This is a genomic window from Putridiphycobacter roseus (genome assembly GCF_003234935.1).
GTDB lineage: Bacteria > Bacteroidota > Bacteroidia > Flavobacteriales_D > Crocinitomicaceae > Putridiphycobacter > Putridiphycobacter roseus.
In genome coordinates this window covers 782,214-801,428 of record NZ_QKSB01000001.1, presented here as the reverse complement: position 1 = coordinate 801,428, position 19,215 = coordinate 782,214, and the positions used below count along the sequence as shown (strand labels likewise).

9 protein-coding genes are annotated in these 19,215 nt (G+C 36.7%); 1 reads left to right on the top strand and 8 read right to left on the bottom strand.

Annotated features, from left to right (window positions below; all coding sequences use genetic code 11):
* Positions 1-122 precede the first annotated feature (122 nt).
* The 3 genes from DNU06_RS03355 to DNU06_RS03345 form a co-directional block, all read right to left on the bottom strand.
* Entirely contained in the window at positions 123-2,537 is a 2,415-nt protein-coding gene (locus tag DNU06_RS03355; protein WP_111061782.1) for an alpha-ketoacid dehydrogenase subunit alpha/beta, read from the bottom strand.
* A 140-nt stretch (positions 2,538-2,677) separates the two neighbouring features.
* Complete coding sequence (locus DNU06_RS03350) at positions 2,678-4,282, bottom strand: hypothetical protein (protein ID WP_111061781.1); 1,605 nt, start codon at positions 4,280-4,282, stop codon at positions 2,678-2,680.
* Positions 4,283-4,332: 50 nt separating this feature from the next.
* Positions 4,333-4,839 carry a DUF2480 family protein gene (locus DNU06_RS03345; protein ID WP_111061780.1) on the bottom strand — a complete coding sequence of 169 codons (507 nt, stop codon included), beginning with the start codon at positions 4,837-4,839 and terminating at the stop codon, positions 4,333-4,335.
* Positions 4,840-4,970: 131 nt separating this feature from the next.
* On the opposite strand from DNU06_RS03345, the gene DNU06_RS03340 reads away from it, so the two are divergent.
* Positions 4,971-8,432: a WD40 domain-containing protein gene (locus tag DNU06_RS03340; protein WP_158526806.1), complete on the top strand. Its 3,462-nt coding sequence runs from the start codon at positions 4,971-4,973 to the stop codon at positions 8,430-8,432.
* 204 nt (positions 8,433-8,636) lie between these two features.
* Here DNU06_RS03340 and DNU06_RS03335 read toward each other — a convergent pair whose 3' ends face one another.
* The 5 genes from DNU06_RS03335 to mutS form a co-directional block, all read right to left on the bottom strand.
* Positions 8,637-10,040 carry an efflux RND transporter periplasmic adaptor subunit gene (locus DNU06_RS03335; protein WP_111061778.1) on the bottom strand — a complete coding sequence of 468 codons (1,404 nt, stop codon included), beginning with the start codon at positions 10,038-10,040 and terminating at the stop codon, positions 8,637-8,639.
* 10 nt (positions 10,041-10,050) lie between these two features.
* Complete coding sequence (locus DNU06_RS03330) at positions 10,051-14,400, bottom strand: CusA/CzcA family heavy metal efflux RND transporter (RefSeq protein WP_111061777.1); 4,350 nt, start codon at positions 14,398-14,400, stop codon at positions 10,051-10,053.
* Between the two features lie 90 nt (positions 14,401-14,490).
* Positions 14,491-14,937, bottom strand: a complete 447-nt coding sequence (locus tag DNU06_RS03325) for a hypothetical protein (protein ID WP_111061776.1) — start codon at positions 14,935-14,937, stop codon at positions 14,491-14,493.
* Between the two features lie 97 nt (positions 14,938-15,034).
* A complete protein-coding gene (locus DNU06_RS03320; RefSeq protein ID WP_111061775.1) occupies positions 15,035-16,600 on the bottom strand; it encodes a glycosyltransferase family 39 protein in 1,566 nt (521 codons plus the stop codon).
* On the bottom strand, positions 16,569-19,184 hold the full coding sequence (gene mutS, locus DNU06_RS03315; RefSeq protein ID WP_233502934.1) for a DNA mismatch repair protein MutS: 2,616 nt from the start codon (positions 19,182-19,184) through the stop codon (positions 16,569-16,571). The genes DNU06_RS03320 and mutS overlap by 32 nt, the downstream gene beginning before the upstream one ends.
* Positions 19,185-19,215: the final 31 nt, after the last annotated feature.

Here is a 19,215-nt window from a genome sequence, read left to right as displayed (position 1 = left end):
TGATCGCCCATTTTTTTGTCCACTATGATGTTTGCTAAATGATAAACTCATTAATGAGCAGCAATCCAATGGCAACCAAAATCAAAAGTCTTGATACTAACTATTCATTACTTACTACCCAATCAATATAATTCCGGGTACTTCGCAGGATTTGATTCTCTCATCAAGGCGTAAACTTTTTCAAATACATCTTCGTTATTTGGTTTTGAGAAGTAGTCTCCATCTGTTCCGTATGCAGGTCTGTGATCGTGAGAAGAAATGGTTACTGGTTCAGAATCCAAGTGGTAATACCCTTTTTGTTTCACCAATATTTGGTCTAACATATAGGCAGTTGCTCCACTGGTGCAATCTTCATCCACAATTACCAACTTATTAGTCTTCTCCAATGATTTTGCAATCATATGGTGGACATCAAAAGGCAATAAAGTTTGTGCATCAATTAATTCAACAGAGATATCTACTTCAGCCAATTGTTTTACTGTTTCAGCAATTAAATTGAAAGTAGAACCATAAGACACTAAAGTAACATCCGTTCCTTCTTGTGTGATTTCCGGAACACCTAATGGTTCGCAAAATACACCGAAGTTAGTTGGTTTAGGTTCTTTAGATCTGTAACCATTTAATGGTTCAATGACCAATGCTGGATCATCAGATTTGATGAGTGTATTATAAAAACCGGCTGCTTTGGTCATGTTTCTAGGCACACAAACGTGAATTCCTCTAATCGCATTAATAATCATCCCCATTGGAGAGCCAGAATGCCAAACACCTTCTAAACGGTGTCCTCTTGTTCTGATGATTAAAGGAGCTTTTTGACCACCTTTAGTTCTGTATTGAACCGTTGCTAAATCGTCACTCAATAATTGAATGGCGTAATGTAAATAATCTAAATATTGGATTTCAGCAATAGGTCTTAAACCACGCATAGCCATTCCAATTCCTTGTCCAATTATGGTACACTCACGAATTCCAGTATCTGTTACACGTAGTTTACCAAACTTTTCTTGCATGCCTTCCATGGATTGGTTTACACCACCAATTTTACCAGTATCCTCCCCAAAAGTCAATACTTCTGGTCGGTTGGTAAACATCACATCAAAATTTTCTCTTAATATTAAACGACCATCAATCATTTCTGGCTCGGCTGGGTATTCAGGTGCTGTTCTGCTCACCAATAATGGCGATTCCGCAGATTGAGAATACAAGTGAGAAGAATAACGGTCGGTGTTAATTTCCTTTAAGGCATTTAACCAATCTTTCAGTTCCGTTTTAGCCGTTGAATCTTCTCCAGCGGTTAAGCGTAAAATCTTTTTAGATGCCGCAATAATATCCTTTCTAATCGGGTTCATTTCCGCTTTTAAAGCATCTAAGGTTTTTTGTGCAAAAACACCATTTGCACTTTCTGCTACTATGGTTTCTAACCAAGGTAAAGCAATATTTAAATCTGTGGTTAACTCATTTAAGAATTCAGTCCAAGCCTCTCTTTTTTCAGCAGAAACTTGTTTTTTTGCTGCTTTTTCAATCTCCTCTAATTCTGTTGCATTGGCAATTTCTGCATCTAAAATAAATGCTTTAAATTTATCAATACAATCAAAATCTTTTTCCCATTGCAATCGTTCTTCCGACTTATAACGTTCGTGTGATCCAGAAGTAGAGTGACCTTGTGGTTGGTTTACTTCAATCACATGAATCATTACTGGTACATGTTCTTCACGACATAATTTAATTGCTTTTTCATAAGTTTCCACTAATGCAGGGTAATCCCAACCCTTCACTTTAAAGATTTCATATCCTGGAACTTCTTTTGAACGTTGCATACCAGACAAGGCGTCTGAAATACTATTTTTAGTCGTTTGATATTTTCTGGAAACAGAAATTCCATATCCATCATCCCAAATTGAAATGGCGAAAGGAATTTGCAATACACCTGCAGCATTTACTGATTCCCAAAATGGTCCTTCAGAAGTACTGGCATCACCAATAGTACCAAAAGCAACTTCGTTACCCTTGTCCGTAAAATTAGTCATGTGGTGTAAGGCATCATTTTGACGGTACATTTTTGAAGCCAAAGCCAAACCAACTAAACGTGGCATTTGACCAGCTGTTGGTGAAATATCTGCAGAACTATTTTTTTGTTCCATCAGGTTTTTCCATGTACCATCTTCATTCAAAGAACGGGTTGCATAGTGTCCGCCCATTTGACGTCCACCAGAAGCAGGTTCTTTTGTCACATCTGTATGGGCATACAAGGCCGCAAAATATTCTTTCACGGTCAAAGCACCAATCGCCATCATAAAAGTCTGGTCGCGGTAATAACCCGAACGGAAATCACCATTTTTAAATTGCTTTGCCATGGCCAATTGCGCCACTTCTTTACCGTCACCAAAAATACCAAATTTAGCCTTTCCCGAAAGCACCTCACGTCTCCCCAACAAAGAGGTTTCTCGTGAAATCCTAGCAAGTCTATAATCTGCTAATACTTCGGTTTTAAACTTAGTATTTACATCTGCTAAAACTGAATCATTTTTAGTTCCCATATCTTTTGATTTGAATGAATTGCAAAAGTAGGCAATTTTGGGAATTTTTCAAAGTAAAATGTATTGTAAAACGGTATTGTAAATCGTATTTTTAATGGGTTTAAATCTTTATGTATATACTTCAAGTATATAAGAAATTGCTATTTTTTTATCTCAAAGGTTTTTCCGTTGAATAAATAGGTGGCTTTTTTGATTTGAAATGTGTCCCCTTTTTTAATTTGACTTAGGTCGATTACTTGGTTTGCGTAATAAATTTTACCTCCGGTTTGGTAAGCCAAATCAAGGTAATGTTGTTGAATAGAAAAAGTAAGTCCACAAGGTAATATTGAAACAGGTAGGTCAATTTGTTTGAGCAGTTCAATATCTTTGATTTCCGACATGTTATCAGCAATTAATAATACTGCTGTCGCTTGATGGTCTTTGTGCACAGCGTGTAAAATTGATTCTATGTCATTTTCTGGGAAATCGCCACCGTTGCCATTGAGCATGGCGGTTTTGATGATTTCGGGGTATTCGGCGTAAAACCCGGTATAATAAATGCCTTTTGTGCTACCAATTTCCTTTAAATTGTCTTTCATTCCATCACCGTCATTAAAGGCGGTAAAACTGCTAAATGGTAGGTTGTTTTCGTGTTGCTTTAACCAATAACAAACGGATACAATATTGTTTTGCATACTACCGGTCACGTCCATCACCAAGGCCATTTTTCCAGGGATTGAAATAGAATCAAATGCTTTAAAAACAGGTGATTCTTGTATAAATAATGGGCTGACTGTTTCTTTGTTGCCAGACGCGCCTGCAATGCTATTGGTAGTATGGTCTAAAACAGGTGCTTTTCCATTTTTCAAATACAAGCCTTTAACGGTTGGTGAATAACTTACCCGCCACTCAAATTGCACGGTATCTTTAACTGGGAATTCATTTAATGTTTTGGGTTCCCACTTGGGCATTTTTGAGACAGCAGATGCTATGGCGTTTTGAACTTCTTTGCTATACTTTTCCTTGAAATCAATTTTTCCAACTTCACCATTTTGTGCAATGCTTAAATCAAATTTCACCCAAATATCTTTGCGATCCTGCCATACATCTGCAGGGGTGGTTAAGTTTCTTTGGATGTGCTCGAATAAAGCTTGATCGCCTCCTTGAAAAGCTGCTGTAACTGTTTCGCCTTTGTGTTCGGTTTTCACATCCGTTGATTCTTTTATATTTAAAGTAGCTGCAATAGGATCTTCGTCTTCAAAAGGCAGGGGCTCGTTTGGGTGATCGAAATACTGATTGATCAATTGAATTTCTTTTGTTCTATTGGTTTCGGTAAGCAATGGTCGGTGGACGATTATAAAGCCGTGAAAGTAATTATCGCCCTTGGTATAATCGTTTAATTTAGTTTGTTCTAGTATTTCCCATTCAATTTGATTTGATTCAAACAATTCTGGGTAAGCAGCACTGAGTTGATTGAAACGTTGTTGGTCTAAACCAAATTGATCAAAGTTTTGACTGCGTTTGTAAGCAGTATAAACATAATATACTTTGAGGACTTCTAATTTTTTAACCTTGTCCCTTAGGTTAATGGTCTTAATCTTTGCGCCTGCAAAATCAGATGAGATATAGGTGATTTTGTCTGACTGAATGGTTTCTACTCTTTCAATTTGTTCCCGCTCTTGTTTTAAAATTTGTGTAATTTTTTCACTTTGACTGAAACTTAAAAAAGTACTGAAAACAAGAATACAAGTAAAAAAATGCTGCATAAAATAAATAAGGTAAGTCAGATAACGAATTTACCCATTAAGGTTACGATTTATTTATTTTTGAAGACTGGTACTGCTGAACATGGCTCTCCAAACATTAAACTTTTTACATGTGGTACCAATAAATTGGTGAGTTCAATATATGCTTTGGTCGGATTTGGAATATTAGAACATCCTTTTACCATTACTCTTTGGTCTTTCAAATCCGTCAAGTCCATGTTTTTTAAGTTGTCAAAAAACAATTCGGCTTCCACTTCTTTTTGGCTTCCGTAATAAATATTGGCATCCACCTTTTTCAATGCTACACTCACTAACATGAAAGCCCAAGCCGGAATAATAGCATCTACGGAACAGGTAATACCTACCGTTTTTCCTTTAAATTCTTCCCAGTTGATTTCTTTAACAAAAGTCCTGAATTCTTTTTCTTTGATGACCATTTCTTGCCACAACCCTGGTTTTAAGTCGAAAATTAAAATGGGAGATTTCGCAACAAAATCGATTAAATCAATTTGTTGAATATTCGCCTTTTCTATTTTATTTACTATTGGCATTTCCATGGTACAAATTTACAGAAATACTTTTAGATTAGCACGGCTTTATATTAGAAGCCTTTTCTTTTGGCATTCTGTTGAAAATGTTAGACTTTAAGTTTAAAAATTGTATTTTTGTTAGGTATAATCACAGATTTATGGGCATTTTAAGGATATTTTTAATTTCATTTCTATCGTTGATAGTATCGAATATTCAAGCACAAGACATAGAAGTCATCACACAGCAAAAGTCAAATGGTGTCATTTCAGTCATGGCTTACAGTCCAGACGGGGCCTTGTTGGCTGTTGGTGGAAAAGGAGACCATGACATTAAGGTTTGGGATATTGTCAGTGGAAAAATAATTGGCACTTTATCGGGGCATCAAGCGTCGGTAAATGCAATTCAGTTCAATGAAGAAGGTACAAAAATAATTAGTGGCGGTGCGGATAAAAAAGTCATTATATGGGATGTTCTGCAATGGGAAATTGCTGATTCTGTAACGACCATTGCTGTGGTAAATGATTTGACTCGGATTGAAAACGGGACTTTTTATTCTGGTCATGAAGATGGATCTATGGTTACCTGGAATGCAAATGATATTTCAAAGCCAAGTGAAACGTATTTAAGTGATGGAAGTATCCTAAAGCTAAAGCGATTTCAACAATATGTTGGATTTACGCAATCAGGAGGTAATTTATCTATTTTTGATACGAAAAGCAAAGCACTTTTAATCAAGAAAAAGGTACATCCAATCTCTATTTTAGGTTTCGATTTTGATCCAAATTCTAAGCAAATTATTACGGTAGGTGTTGAAGGAAAGATAAATTTTTTAAACCTAGAAAGTCTCGAAGAAAGTAAACAACAAAAAACCGGGAGTTTGTTGATTAATGCCTATGATATTGATGTTAAAAATAAGCTTTTTGCCATTACAAACGCCAGTAGAACCATTAAATTATTTAATTTTGAAGGAAAAGAATTACAATCCTTTAAAGGGAATTCGGAAGACGATAACGCACCCATTTCAGCGGTAAAAATTTCGCCAGATGGAACTATCTTGGCCAGTTCAGGTAGCAGTTATGTACAAAGTATTAAAGGACGAAAAGGAGTTTCGGTAGTAAAGTTGTGGGATTTAAAAAGAGGGGTATACTTTCAAGATTTAAAAGGGGAAGTAAACCCTGTTTATACCTTTGATTTTCATCCCTCCGAAAATAAATTAGTCCTGCTGGGAGATGAAAATATGCTCAGTTTTTGGGATTTAAATACGGCCTCATTGTTTGGTAACTTTAAATTGCCAGATGCAAAAAGAGAAATACCACCAAGACAAAAAAATATTACATTAAAAAAAGGAGCAAAATTTTTAGACAAAGCTAGAATGGTCGCAAATGGTGATTTGGGTGCATTGACCAGAGATTCGGATATGCGTTCAATGGCTAGTACTGTTTTAAAAAGATCGACCATTGAAAAGGATTTACTCTTATATGGCCAAACAGGAAAATATCTTTTCACAAAATTAAGACATGACGAAATTCGGCAATACGATATGCAAGGAAGAAAACCAGAAGCCATGAAAACCTTGTTTGCTTATCAGCCAAACATCAACGAAATAGTAACCGATAAGGATGATGCTTATATGGCTGTTTTAGGTTCGGGAGACTCTGCTGTTTCTATCATTAATTTGACCACTGGTGAATTTGTCAAAAAATTATCGACACCTGCGCCTAGCCAAGGATTAAAGTATTTATATGAAGCACAGTCGGCTACATTTTCGCCAGATGGAAAGTACTTGGCAGTTTGTTTTAACACCAGTAAAACTTATGTTTGGCGGGTAGGTACATGGACACAGGTTTTTGAAAACTTTTTGCCAGGAAATTTAGGCTATACCCAAGGACCATTTGTCAATTTTTCTAAAGACGGAAACTCATTTATCATCAATACTATGGCTGGATTAAAGGTTTATAATACCAAAGCCTTTGATTTATTTGCCGATAATGCTGCCACTATCAAAGGGCATGCTTTGCCAATTAGTAAGCCTTGCGATTATATTGCGGCCATTGAAAACGATTTCCTTTATTTTGAAAATGTAAATACCAAAAAAGTGGTAAAGAGTATTCGTCTAAAACCATATATGGTTACCAATGTGGCGTCAAAATCGAATGGAAAAATTGGGGTGACTTTAACTAACGGACAGTTTTTTATTTTAGATCCTGCAACTGGCGAAGAAGATATCATGTTGGTAAGTAATGGAGAAAACTCCATCATTAAAACGTATGATAATTATTATAAAGTCAACAAGGAAGGGTATAAATTGGTGACTTTTAGAATTGGTAATAAGGCATACCCATTTGAACAATTTGACGCCATCTATAACCGTCCAGATTTGGTGTTAAAAAAATTAGAATGTGATGATGCAGCTTTGATTAATTTATATGAAAGGGCTTATGAAAAAAGAATTGCCAAACTGGGGATAAACCCAAAAGCGTCAGCAGACTTTTCCAAGGTACCGAATACCAAAGTGACCAATAAATCGAGTTTACAAGCGATTGTAAATAGCAATACGGTTTCATTGAATATTAGCATGGACGATCAATTGGGACTTCAATCATACAATATTTGGGTAAACAATGTACCACTTTATGGTAAAACAGGTAAAGTACTGGGTGGAAAAACAAAATCCACCGCCATTGTAAAAATAGAATTGGTGTCAGGTACCAATAAAATTCAAGTGGCTTGTAGAAATAAAAATGGAGTAGAAAGCTTGTTAGAAACTATGTTTGTGGAAAGTGTGCAAGAAGCGGAAAAACCGAGTATTTATATGGTGACTATTGGTACATCAAAGTATGCGGACGCTCAATATAATTTAAATTATGCAGCGAAGGATGCCCAAGATTTAGATGCTCTTTTTAAGACCAATAAAAATGGAATGTATCAATCAGTAAATACAAAAACATTGACGGACGAGATGGTGAATACTGAAAATGTATTGGCATTAAAAACTTTTTTAAGTCAAGCCAAAATCAACGATATTGTTATAGTTTTTGTGGCGGGTCACGGGGTGTTAGACCAAAATTTTGATTATTATTTTGCCACTCATCCCATGGTATTTAATAATCCAAAATTAAAAGGAATGGCCTATGAAGATTTAGAAAGTCTATTGGATGAAATTAAGGCGAAAAAGAAGATACTGATCATGGATACTTGTCACAGTGGTGAAGTAGAAAAAGATGAGGTGTTTTTTGCGGAAGAAGAGGATGCTGAAATCAATGATGTCAGTTTCCGTTCGGCAGGTGTTGCAGTGGCTGAAACAAATGCTTCTGCAAGTCCGAGTAAAGCCATGAACGAATTGTTTAATGATTTGAGAAGAGGAACAGGTGCAACCGTAATTTCAAGCGCAGGTGGTGCTGAGTTTGCCTTGGAAAGTGATGAATGGAAAAATGGTTTATTTTCTTATTGTTTACTCAGTGGACTCAAGGAAGGCTATGCTGATTTAAATAAGGATGGAGAAATTTACTTAACCGAATTACAGACCTATACCATAGAAAAAGTAAAAGCCTTGTCCCACGGTAAACAAGTACCCAATTCAAGGTTGCAGAATTTGGAGTTGGATTTTAGGATTTGGTAGGGTTAGGAAAATTGTCTTCAAGTGAGTTCACCCTTCTTAATGGTTCTCGATACAATTTGTTTGCAATACTTAGGTATTGCAAACAAATCACTCGAACTGACAAATTACTTGTCCTGTCAGTTCGAGTGGTTTTAATGAAAACGAGCGTTTGAATTAAAATTTTATCGAGAACAGCTTTGTCGGCATGTTCGAATATTTAAAACCTTAATGTGAATGTCCACCGCCACCTTCAGATTTTTGAAGGTGACTTTGTAAATAGTAGGCGCCTTGGATGACAATTTTTTCATCAGCACCAATCATTCCAATAGGCGTTACCCCAACTGAACCCAATTGCTCCGCTCCAATTTTCACTTCTACTCTTCTAAAAACATAATCGCTTTTTGTATGGTCGTGACCATGGTCAGTGGTTGCTTTGGTATCGTGTCCAACATGATGACCAGCTTTTGAAGTTGGTGCATGTTCATGATCGTGATGAGAAGTTTCTGTTCCATGTGCTGCATGACTTTTCGCATTTGTTTTGTGTTGTGGATGATGGTCAGAATTTGTAGTCGTTTCATGTCCGTGTCCATTTTGTAATTCTCCTTTACCTTCTAAGACATAAATAAATTTTCTACCCACATCATCAATAATGGCTGAAGCCGGTAAAGTGTTCACTTTTTCCGATCCAATATCAATTAAAGCATTGATGTACATGCCCGGTATTAATTGGACTTCAGTTTCGTCAATGTCGGCGTGAACGGCTACCGTTTTCGTTTCATTTTCAAAGGATTTTCCAACATTAAAAATGGTCCCGTTAATTTCAGTATTCGATTGGTTGGTCAATACAAAACGCACGTGTTGTCCCTTTTCAACCTTCCCCAAATCTTTTTCGTACACCATTAAATCAATGTGCATTTCATCATTGTCAACAATTGAAAACAATTCGTTTCCTGGGGCAACTGAAGAGCCAATTTTAATGTTTACTTCTGTGATATTTCCTGTAATTGGAGAAAGAATGGGTAGGCGAGTGCTCACAGGTGAATTGGGATTAATATTCAACATGTTTAATTGTTGCTTCAAGGAATTGTACTTGGCCTCTTCAATGGCTAAGTCCGACTGAACTTTTTGAAATACTTTTTGAGCATTTACATTTTCAGCTTGCAATTTTTCTTGTCTGTCAAATTCTAATTTTAAATAAGTCACCTTACTTTTACTCGATAGGTACGCCTCTTGCATTTTGGCAATTTCCAAACTTTCAATGGTCCCCAATAATTGTCCCTTTTTCACATATTGACCTTCAATTACTTTAATGCTATTAATCAATCCACTGATTGGAGAAGAAACAGCTGCTTGGTTGTGGGGAGGTAATTTGGTATACCCATTTACGCTCAATACATCACTCATGTTTTTTTGCACAAAGTCACCCATTTCAATTTTTATCAAATCAAATTGAGCGGCACTTAAAGTAACTTCTTTCTCAGTAGATGCTTCGTGCGATTCAGCTGCATGGTCATGTCCTTCGTGATCATCATGTTTAACTGTTATTTCTGTTCGAAAAAAGATGAAATAGATCAAAATAGCCAGTACTATACCGACCAATGCCCCGATTATTAATTTATTATTTTTCATTTTAAAGGTATTATTCGTTAATTAAATATTTGATACCATGTAAGCTGTTATTGCTCTTTTGCAACAGGTCTAGGTAATTTTTCTGGACTGTAAAGCTAGTGTTTAGCGCTTGTCCATATTCCACATAAGCAATGTCTCCCGCGGCATATGCTTTTTGTGCCTTTTCTAAAATTAGTTCGGCATTGGGCAAAGCGGCATTTTGATAAAAGGCCAATTGTAATTGGAAATTGACCCATTCTTGAATTTGAATACGCAATTGATTCGACAATTGCTGATACAAATAATCATTGTTTGTTTCTTGGATATCGATAGCTGTTTTTGCCATGCGGTATCGTGTTCTTTCTGCTGTAGAAAAAATAGGAATAGCCAAACCAATACTAAAACCGTGAAATTGAGGACTGCCATTGTAGTAAACTGACTGTCCATCTTTATCTTGCGGTCCTTTGATGGACTGCACAAAATAACCCAATTCGATTTGAGGAAAAATAGCGGCTTTTTTCAATTTTGCATTCGATAAGGCCAATTCATATTCTTTTCCTGCTTTTTCTAAAAGTGGATTGTTTTGAATGCGAGTTGAATCTTCTTCTACCAAATATTGTTCATTGGTCAATTCAGTTTCTAAAGGCAAAAAATTACTTTTTAAATTTAATAGCAACTGAATTTTTAACACTTGATTTTGGATGGCGGTGTTGAGGTGAAAAATGGTCTGTTCAAATTCTAACTGCCAAGTTTCGGCTGAAGTTTTCTCTAAAACGTTTCCTTCTCCCACTTCATATTTTAAGGCAGCCATGCTGGCAAATTTGCGGTATAAACTGTCTTGTGCAATGTATTCCTTTTGCAAGTTTTTAAGATAGAGCAGATCAGTCCATGCCGTTCGAATGTTTAAAATAAGGGTCTGTTTTTCCAATTCCACTGCACTCATGCTTACCGCTTCGTGTTGGGCGTACAGCTGTTTTTTTGCAGCAATTAAAACTGGATTGATGCCTTGTGTCACACTGTACTGTTGGTCGAACGCAAATGTGTTTAATTGACCAAAAGAACCCGTAATCTTGGTGTTGGGCATTTCAAATGCAGCCTTTTTTTGTTGGGTGTTTAAGGTCACATTCATATTCGCAATCTTCAGTTGCTGGTTGTTCGCCAAGCCAATTTTAATAGCCTGTTCCAGACTCAAAGTTTTCGTTTGACTAAATCCATTGGCTGCAAAAAAGAACATAAATAACAACATTAAAGTCGTTTTTCCACGATTTAATTTTCCAGTGAACGTTTCTAAATAATAATATAGAATTGGCAGTAAAATCAAGGTTAAAAAAGTGGCTGTAATCAAGCCACCAATGACTACGGTAGCCAATGGTTTTTGTACTTCAGCTCCTGCACTAGTGCTCAAAGCCATGGGTAAAAACCCAAGAGAAGCTACACCGGCTGTCATCAAAACAGGTCTCAAACGAACTTTGGTACCCTCTTTAATTCTGTCTATAATATTTGTCATTCCTTCTGCTTTTAGTTGATTAAAATAACTGATCAGTACAATACCATTTAAAACGGCGACACCAAACAAAGCAATAAAGCCAACTCCTGCCGAAATACTAAAAGGCATGTCACGCAAGTAAAGGGCGAATACACCGCCAATTGCGGATAATGGAATGGCTGTAAATATTAAGAGTGATTGTCCCACATTTTTAAACGTGAAATACAAAAGGACAAAAATCAGTGCCAAGGCAATGGGTAGCGCAATGGCTAACCTTTTATTGGCTGTGACTAAACTTTGAAACTGTCCTGCATATTTAATAAAATATCCTGGTGGCAAAGCAATTTGCGCATTCAACTTCGATTGAATTTCTTCAACTACTGATTGCACATCCCGATCTCGTACATTAAAGCCAATGATAATTCTTCTTTTTCCCTCTTCACGAGAAATTTGAGAAGGTCCATTTTCTAGGTGAATATTGGCGACTTGTTCCAATGGAATTTGGAATCCGTTTGGCAGACTAATGAACATATTTTTTAAATCATTGATGTCGTTTCTGCTTTCATTTTTCAATCGTACCACCAAGTTAAACCTTTGTTCGCCTTCGTATATTACGCCTGCAATTTTTCCTGCAAATCCCATTTGAATGGCCTCGTTTAGGTCGCTTACATTTAAGCCGTACAAGGCCAGTTTATCCTTGTCGTAATCTACTTTTAATTGGGGGAGTCCAGATACGGTTTCCAGTCGGGCATCTTGTACTCCTTGCACCGCTTGAATAATAGTTACAGCTTGGTTACCCATACCTTCGAGCATGGCCAAGTCTTCTCCAAATATTTTTACCCCAACATCACTTCTGATACCGGTCATCAACTCGTTAAAACGCATTTGAATGGGCTGTGAAAATTCAGTAGTCATCCCTGGGATTTGGTCCAATACATGCTCCATTTTATCCACCATTTCTGCTTGTGTTTTAGCGGTCGTCCATTCTTTTTTATCTTTCATGATGATCATCATGTCCGCCACTTCCATGGGCATAGGATCAGTTGGAACTTCGGCACTACCAATTTTTGCCACCGCCTGTTCAATTTCTGGAAAGTTTTCGAGTAATAATTTTTGGGCTAGGGTAGTAGCATCAATTTCTTGCTCTAAGGAGCTTCCAGGAGGGATTATAATGTGCGTGGCAATGTCTCCCTCTTCTAAATTCGGAATAAATTCTCCTCCCATTCTGTTGAAAGTAAAAATGGAGAAGATAAATATTAACAATGAGGCTGCCAGGACTAAACCTTTTGCTTTCAAGGCATGGTTGAGTAAGAATTGGTATCTTTTATTTAAAAATGCAATGATTTTATCTGAGAAAGTCTCCTTTTGAACAATCTTCTTGCTCAGGAAAAGAGACGAAATCATAGGAACGTAAGTCAATGATAAAATAAAGGCACCTAAAATGGCAAAACTTACGGTCTGCGCCATAGGGGCAAACATTTTTCCTTCAATACCTACTAAGGCTAAGATGGGTAAGTACACGATTAAAATAATGATTTCGCCGAAGGCAGCACTGGACCTAATTTTGGAAGAAGCTTCAAAAACATTGGCATCCATTTCAGTTTGGGTAAGTACTTTGTTTTGGTTCTTTTTGTTGTAAATCCGGTGAATGATGGCCTCGACAATAATCACTGCCCCGTCGACAATCAAACCAAAATCAATCGCCCCTAAACTCATTAAGTTACCGCTTACACCAAACAAGCGCATCATACTAATTGCAAATAATAAAGCCAAGGGAATTACGGAAGCGACTATGAGTCCAGCACGCCAATTACCGATTAATAATACCAGGATAAAGATGACAATCAGGGCACCTTCAATTAAGTTTTTTTCAACCGTTCCAATGGCTTTCTCCACCAATTTCGATCGATCTAAAAATGGTGTAATGATAACCCCTTCTGGTAATGTTTTTTGAATTTCTGCGACCTTCTCCTTAACCAATCCTACTACTTCAGCAGAGTTTTCACCTTTTAACATCATGACCATGCCACTTACAACTTCCCCTTTTCCATTTTTGGTAGTGGCGCCATAACGTATGGCTTTTCCGTAACGCACTTCCGCTACATCTCTAATTAATTTGGGAATATTATTGTCCACCTTAATAACAATTTTCTTGATTTCTTCTAAAGAATTAATCATCCCAATACCACGGATATAATAGGCGTTTGGTTTTTTATCGATATAAGCGCCACCGGTATTTTCATTGTTTTTTTTAAGGGCTTCAAAAATATCTGACATGGTAACGTCCATGCTTTTTAACTTGTCGGGCTCAACAGCTACTTCGTATTCTTTTAATACACCGCCTAAGGTATTGACCTCAGCCACGCCTTTTGTACCCAAAATTTGTGGGGCGATCATCCAGTCTTGAATCGAGCGCAATTCCATGATGTTGAATTCATCTTCGAAACCGGGCTTTGCCTCTACACAGTATTGGTAAATTTCACCCAATCCAGTGGAAACAGGTGCCAATTCAGGTCGACCAAAAGCAGCTGGAATGATGGACTCTGCTTCTTTGAGCCGTTCATTTATTTGAGTTCTCGCCCAATAAATATCGGTTTCCTCGCTAAATACTACTGTCACCAAACTCAATCCAAATCGACTGACAGAGCGTAGCTCCACAATGTTGGGGACAGACTTAACGGCCCGTTCGATTGGAAAAGTAATATATTTCTCTACCTCTTCGGTGGCTAAAGTAGGTGAGGTAGTAATAATTTGAACCTGATTATTTGTAATGTCAGGCAAGGCATCAATGGGTAATCTGGTAGCGGAGTAAATTCCCAAAACTATGAGTCCCAGTGTAAACAAACCAATAATGAATTTGTTTTTAATACTAAAATGAATAATTTTATTTAACATTTGAAATAAATTAGAGTGTAAGTCAAATTAAAGACGTACAGTTATTTACAAATAAATATTGGTACACATTGACCAATAACTTCGATAAAATTATTGCGTTGGGGGCCCTCTGAGTTTGGGCAAGGGGGAAGTGACTTCTTCTACCAATTGGATAGCATCCGTGCTGATGGTTTCTTTTTCAACTGAAATAGGTACCAATTGAAATACAGAAGGTATTATGGATACATGTTGTGATTGAGTTACCTTTTTAAAAATTTGAGTATTTAGGGTATAAGTTTCGTGACAGGTATGGTGCTTTTCGGGTAAATTATTGTGTAAGTTTTCTATTAAGCAACCTAAAAAATCAACAATTCCTTCGTCTACATGATTATCGTGTACAATGTGATCATGATCTTTATCCGATTCAGTTTCACAATGGGTTGGCGGGTGTGTTCCGTCTGAATTTAAATGTTTATGAGAAGGAATAATGGCATGACCAAAACTTACGGAATAAACCAGTAAGAAAAAGAAAGACCATAATTGTTTTAACTTCAGCACTTGACAAAGATAAGAATTATTGTCAATGTGATATTATGGTAATCTTAATTATGTTTAAAGTATGGTTTGGTGGTTGGGGAGGAGAGGTAAAATCAAATTAATTGGGTTTAAAATTTGTTTTTACCACGGTCACCATTTCATTTTTATTTTTTGGATTCATATAATGTAGAAATTGGTCAATAGCACTTGATTCATATAGGGCTCTAATTTCCATTTGCGGATAAAACTGAAAGAAATAATCTAATCTTTGGTCAAGACGAAGTCCACCGTTAAGTAAAATGAAATCTGGATTTTTACCATTTTTTTCCCAAGCCTTTCTTTCCGCTAGGCTATTGATTGTAAAGCTATAAATTTGGCCATTACCTGTGTAAAACTTGGTGAATAATGCACAACTTCCTTCATAAAATCGGTCGGAGCCAAAGGAGTCTTCTTGCATAATGACCAATGGGGTGTTTTTTTGCTTTTCATAAAAATAATAGGCAGAATTCACTTTTGCTTGTTTAGTGGCATAAGTTGAAGCAGCGATTAATAGTATAAGATTTAAGGTGAAAGAAATGCCAAATATCCAAGGCCATATTTTTGGTTTTTTATGCCAAAAAACACTTTTACTGCGATAATTGTTCCAACCTATAGCACCTAGGATTACAAAAATTGGAATCATTGGAAAAATGAATCTTTCTTGTTGATTGGGGTACATGGTATGGAATAAAGTGAAGATAAGTAAAGGAATAAATAGGTAAAAGTACTTTTTAGCTACTGTAATTGTCCCAAATAACCAAAACAAACCTACAATGGGGATGGAGAAAAAAGTCAAGACTATGATGTACTTATACCATTGCCAAGTACCGCCATAATCGAACATGGCGTCGCTACTGTTATAGTTAATGTATTCTATTAATTCGGCAAAAGGGTAGCCCCATAAATACCAGTCGATAATACCTTGGCTTAAAAAAGCCCCGATAAGGAAGCCAAAAAACAAGGCAATACTTCCTTTCCATTGCTTTAGCAATAATAAACAAAAACCAAATGCGACATAAAATACGGCCAATTGTAGACGGACAGAAAATGCAATACCAAACCAAAAACCTGCCAACAAGTATATTTTCCAATTGGCTTTAAAGTCCCTTTTTATCAATAGCCAAAGGCCATAAAGTAAGGGAGGTATACAAACCATTTCTACAAGATTTCGAACCCCGAAAAACGGCATTGCCCAACTTAAAGCCAAACTAATACCAACAACATTTGCGACCTTTTGATTGGATAATTTTAAAGTGATTTTATAACTAAATAAAACAATTAATAAAGACAATAGACCGTGAAGCAATCGGACACCTAACATTTGTAATTTAGGATTTTCAACACCTAAAAAATTGCATGTCTCAAAATAGAGATAATGTAATGTTGGATAAAATAAACTATGCCCCTGTGCTTTTGGTATTGCTGTATCTTGATCCCAAGGCAGCCAATTATTGTACGCATATCCATGCGACCATGCCCAAGGAGTTTCTATGATTAAAAAATGATCGTCCTGCATGGCAAAACCACTGGAGAAAACCACTGCTAAGAGTCTAAAAAACAGTCCTAAAATCAATATTGAAATCAAAGGTCTTGTCTGCCAAAAAAGGCGTAACTTACTTCGCTCCCACATATTTTTTAATGTCATTTAACTTCATTAAAGCTTCCACAGGAGTAAGTGTATTGATATCTATCGCTTCGATTTGTTCTTTAATTTGCATTAAAACGGGATCATCAAGTTGAAAAAAGCTGAGTTGCATATTCTCGTCCGCCACCAATTCTTTTACTTCTTTTTGTATATCACCAGAATGAGATTGTTCTAATTTTTTAAGTACCGTATTGGCTTTGTCTAGCACTTGTTGTGGCATTCCTGCCATTTTTGCAACGTGAATACCAAAACTATGTGCCGACCCTCCTGGGACTAATTTTCGCATAAAGATGATTTTGTTTTGTAACTCCTTCACCGAAACATTGTAGTTTTTAATGCGGTTAAAAACATTGGTCATTTCATTTAATTCATGATAATGCGTTGCAAATAAAGTCTTGGGTTGCGCCTTGCCATTTTCGTGCAAATATTCCGTAATGGACCATGCGATTGAAATACCATCATAAGTACTGGTACCCCTGCCAATTTCATCTAAAATAATAAGACTTCTGTTGGATAAGTTATTTAAGATACTCGCTGTCTCATTCATTTCTACCATAAAAGTAGATTCTCCAGAAGAGATATTATCAGAAGCACCTACACGGGTAAATATCTTATCGACCCATCCAATTTTCGCTTCATCAGCAGGCACGTAGGAGCCCATTTGAGCCATCAGCACAATGATAGCAGTTTGACGGAGTAGGGCGGATTTACCAGACATGTTTGGACCCGTAATCATGATGATTTGTTGGTCCTCGTTGTTGAGGTAAACATCATTTGCAATAAAGGCTTCACCAATGGGTAATTGTTTTTCAATCACTGGGTGTCGTCCCGCTTTGATATCAATGGCCAAACCGTCGTTCACTTCGGGCTTGACGTAATTATTTTTTTGAGCAGTCAATGAAAAGGCATACAAACAATCGAGCTTAGCTAACAAGGCTGCATTCTGTTGAACCGTAGAAATATAATCGGCCATGGCCAATACCAAGTCATTAAAAAGACGAGATTCTAAAGCTTGAATTTTATCTTGTGCTGAGAATATTTTGGTCTCGTATGTTTTTAATTCTTCCGTAATGTAGCGTTCTGCATTCACCAAGGTTTGCTTGCGAATCCACTCTTCTGGCACCTTGTCCTTATGCGAATTTCGTACTTCAATATAATACCCAAATACATTGTTGAAATCGATTTTTAAACTGGTGATACCGGTTCTTTCGCTTTCCCTATTTTTTAAATCTTCTAAGTATGTTTTTCCAGAATACAATAAACTCCTGTATTCATCTAGTTCAGCATTGAACCCGTCGGCAATTATTTTACCTTTTCCAACTGCGATAGCAGGGTCTTCTTGCATTTCATTTTCAATGCGCTCTCTCAATGCATTGCAAGGATTTAAGTTGTCAGCCAGTAATTTAAGTGGTGCTGAACCTATATTTGCACAAGTTTCCTTGATGGGTTCAATAGCGGTTAGTGCGCGTTTAAGCTGTACTACTTCTTTGGGGTTAATTCTCGTAGTGGCTACTTTGGAAATGATTCTTTCTAAGTCACCGACCTCATTTAAATTAAATTTAATGTTTTCGGTAAATTGTTCATCCTTTAAAAAGGTGTCCACTATGTCTAGTCTTTCGTTAATACGCGACTGAGACTTTAAAGGTAATATCATCCACCTTCTTAACATTCTACTCCCAGGAGGGGTAATGGTCTGGTCTAAAATATCGATTAAAGTGGTGGCGTTTTCATGTGGAGAGTAGAGTAATTCTAGATTCCTTACCGTAAATCGGTCTAGCCAAACGTATTTGTCTTCTTCTATTCGAGAAATGTTTTTGATATGTCCAACTTTATCGTGAGCTGTTTCGCCTAGATAGTGCAAAATTGCGCTGGCTGCTATAATGCCAGAATGCATATTCTCAATACCAAACCCCTTTAAAGACTTTACTTCAAAATGGTTCAATAATGTTTCTTGGGCATAGTCTTGGGTAAAAACCCAATCGTCTAATTTATAGGTGTAAGCCTTGTCGTTAAACTTTTCAGTATAGGTGGCTTTTTTACTTTTTTCGTATAAAATTTCGCTGGGTTGAAATCCTTGAATGAGTTTATCAATGTATTCATATTGTCCTTCGGCGACTAAAAATTCACCGGTAGAAACATCTAAAAAAGAAACGCCCAAATTATTTTTAGTAAAGTGGATGGCTGCTAAGAAATTATTCTTTTTTCCTTCTAAGACTTTATCGTTGTAAGATACGCCTGGTGTTACTAATTCAGTTACACCACGTTTAACAATCGATTTGGTCATTTTTGGATCTTCTAACTGATCACAAATTGCAACCCGCAATCCTGCACGTACCAATTTGGGTAAGTAAGTGTCTAAAGAATGATGTGGAAAACCAGCCAAAGCAATTTCAGCAGCAGTTCCATTTTTCCTTTTGGTCAATACAATGCCTAAAATCTTTGCAGCTTGTACAGCATCTTCACGGAAGGTTTCATAAAAATCTCCGACGCGAAACAATAACATAGCATCAGGGTATTTACCCTTGATTTGGTTATACTGTTTCATTAAAGGCGTTTCTGCCACTTTTTTGATTGTTTTAGCCACTAAGTTTCTGTTTTATTACAAGTAAACGAAG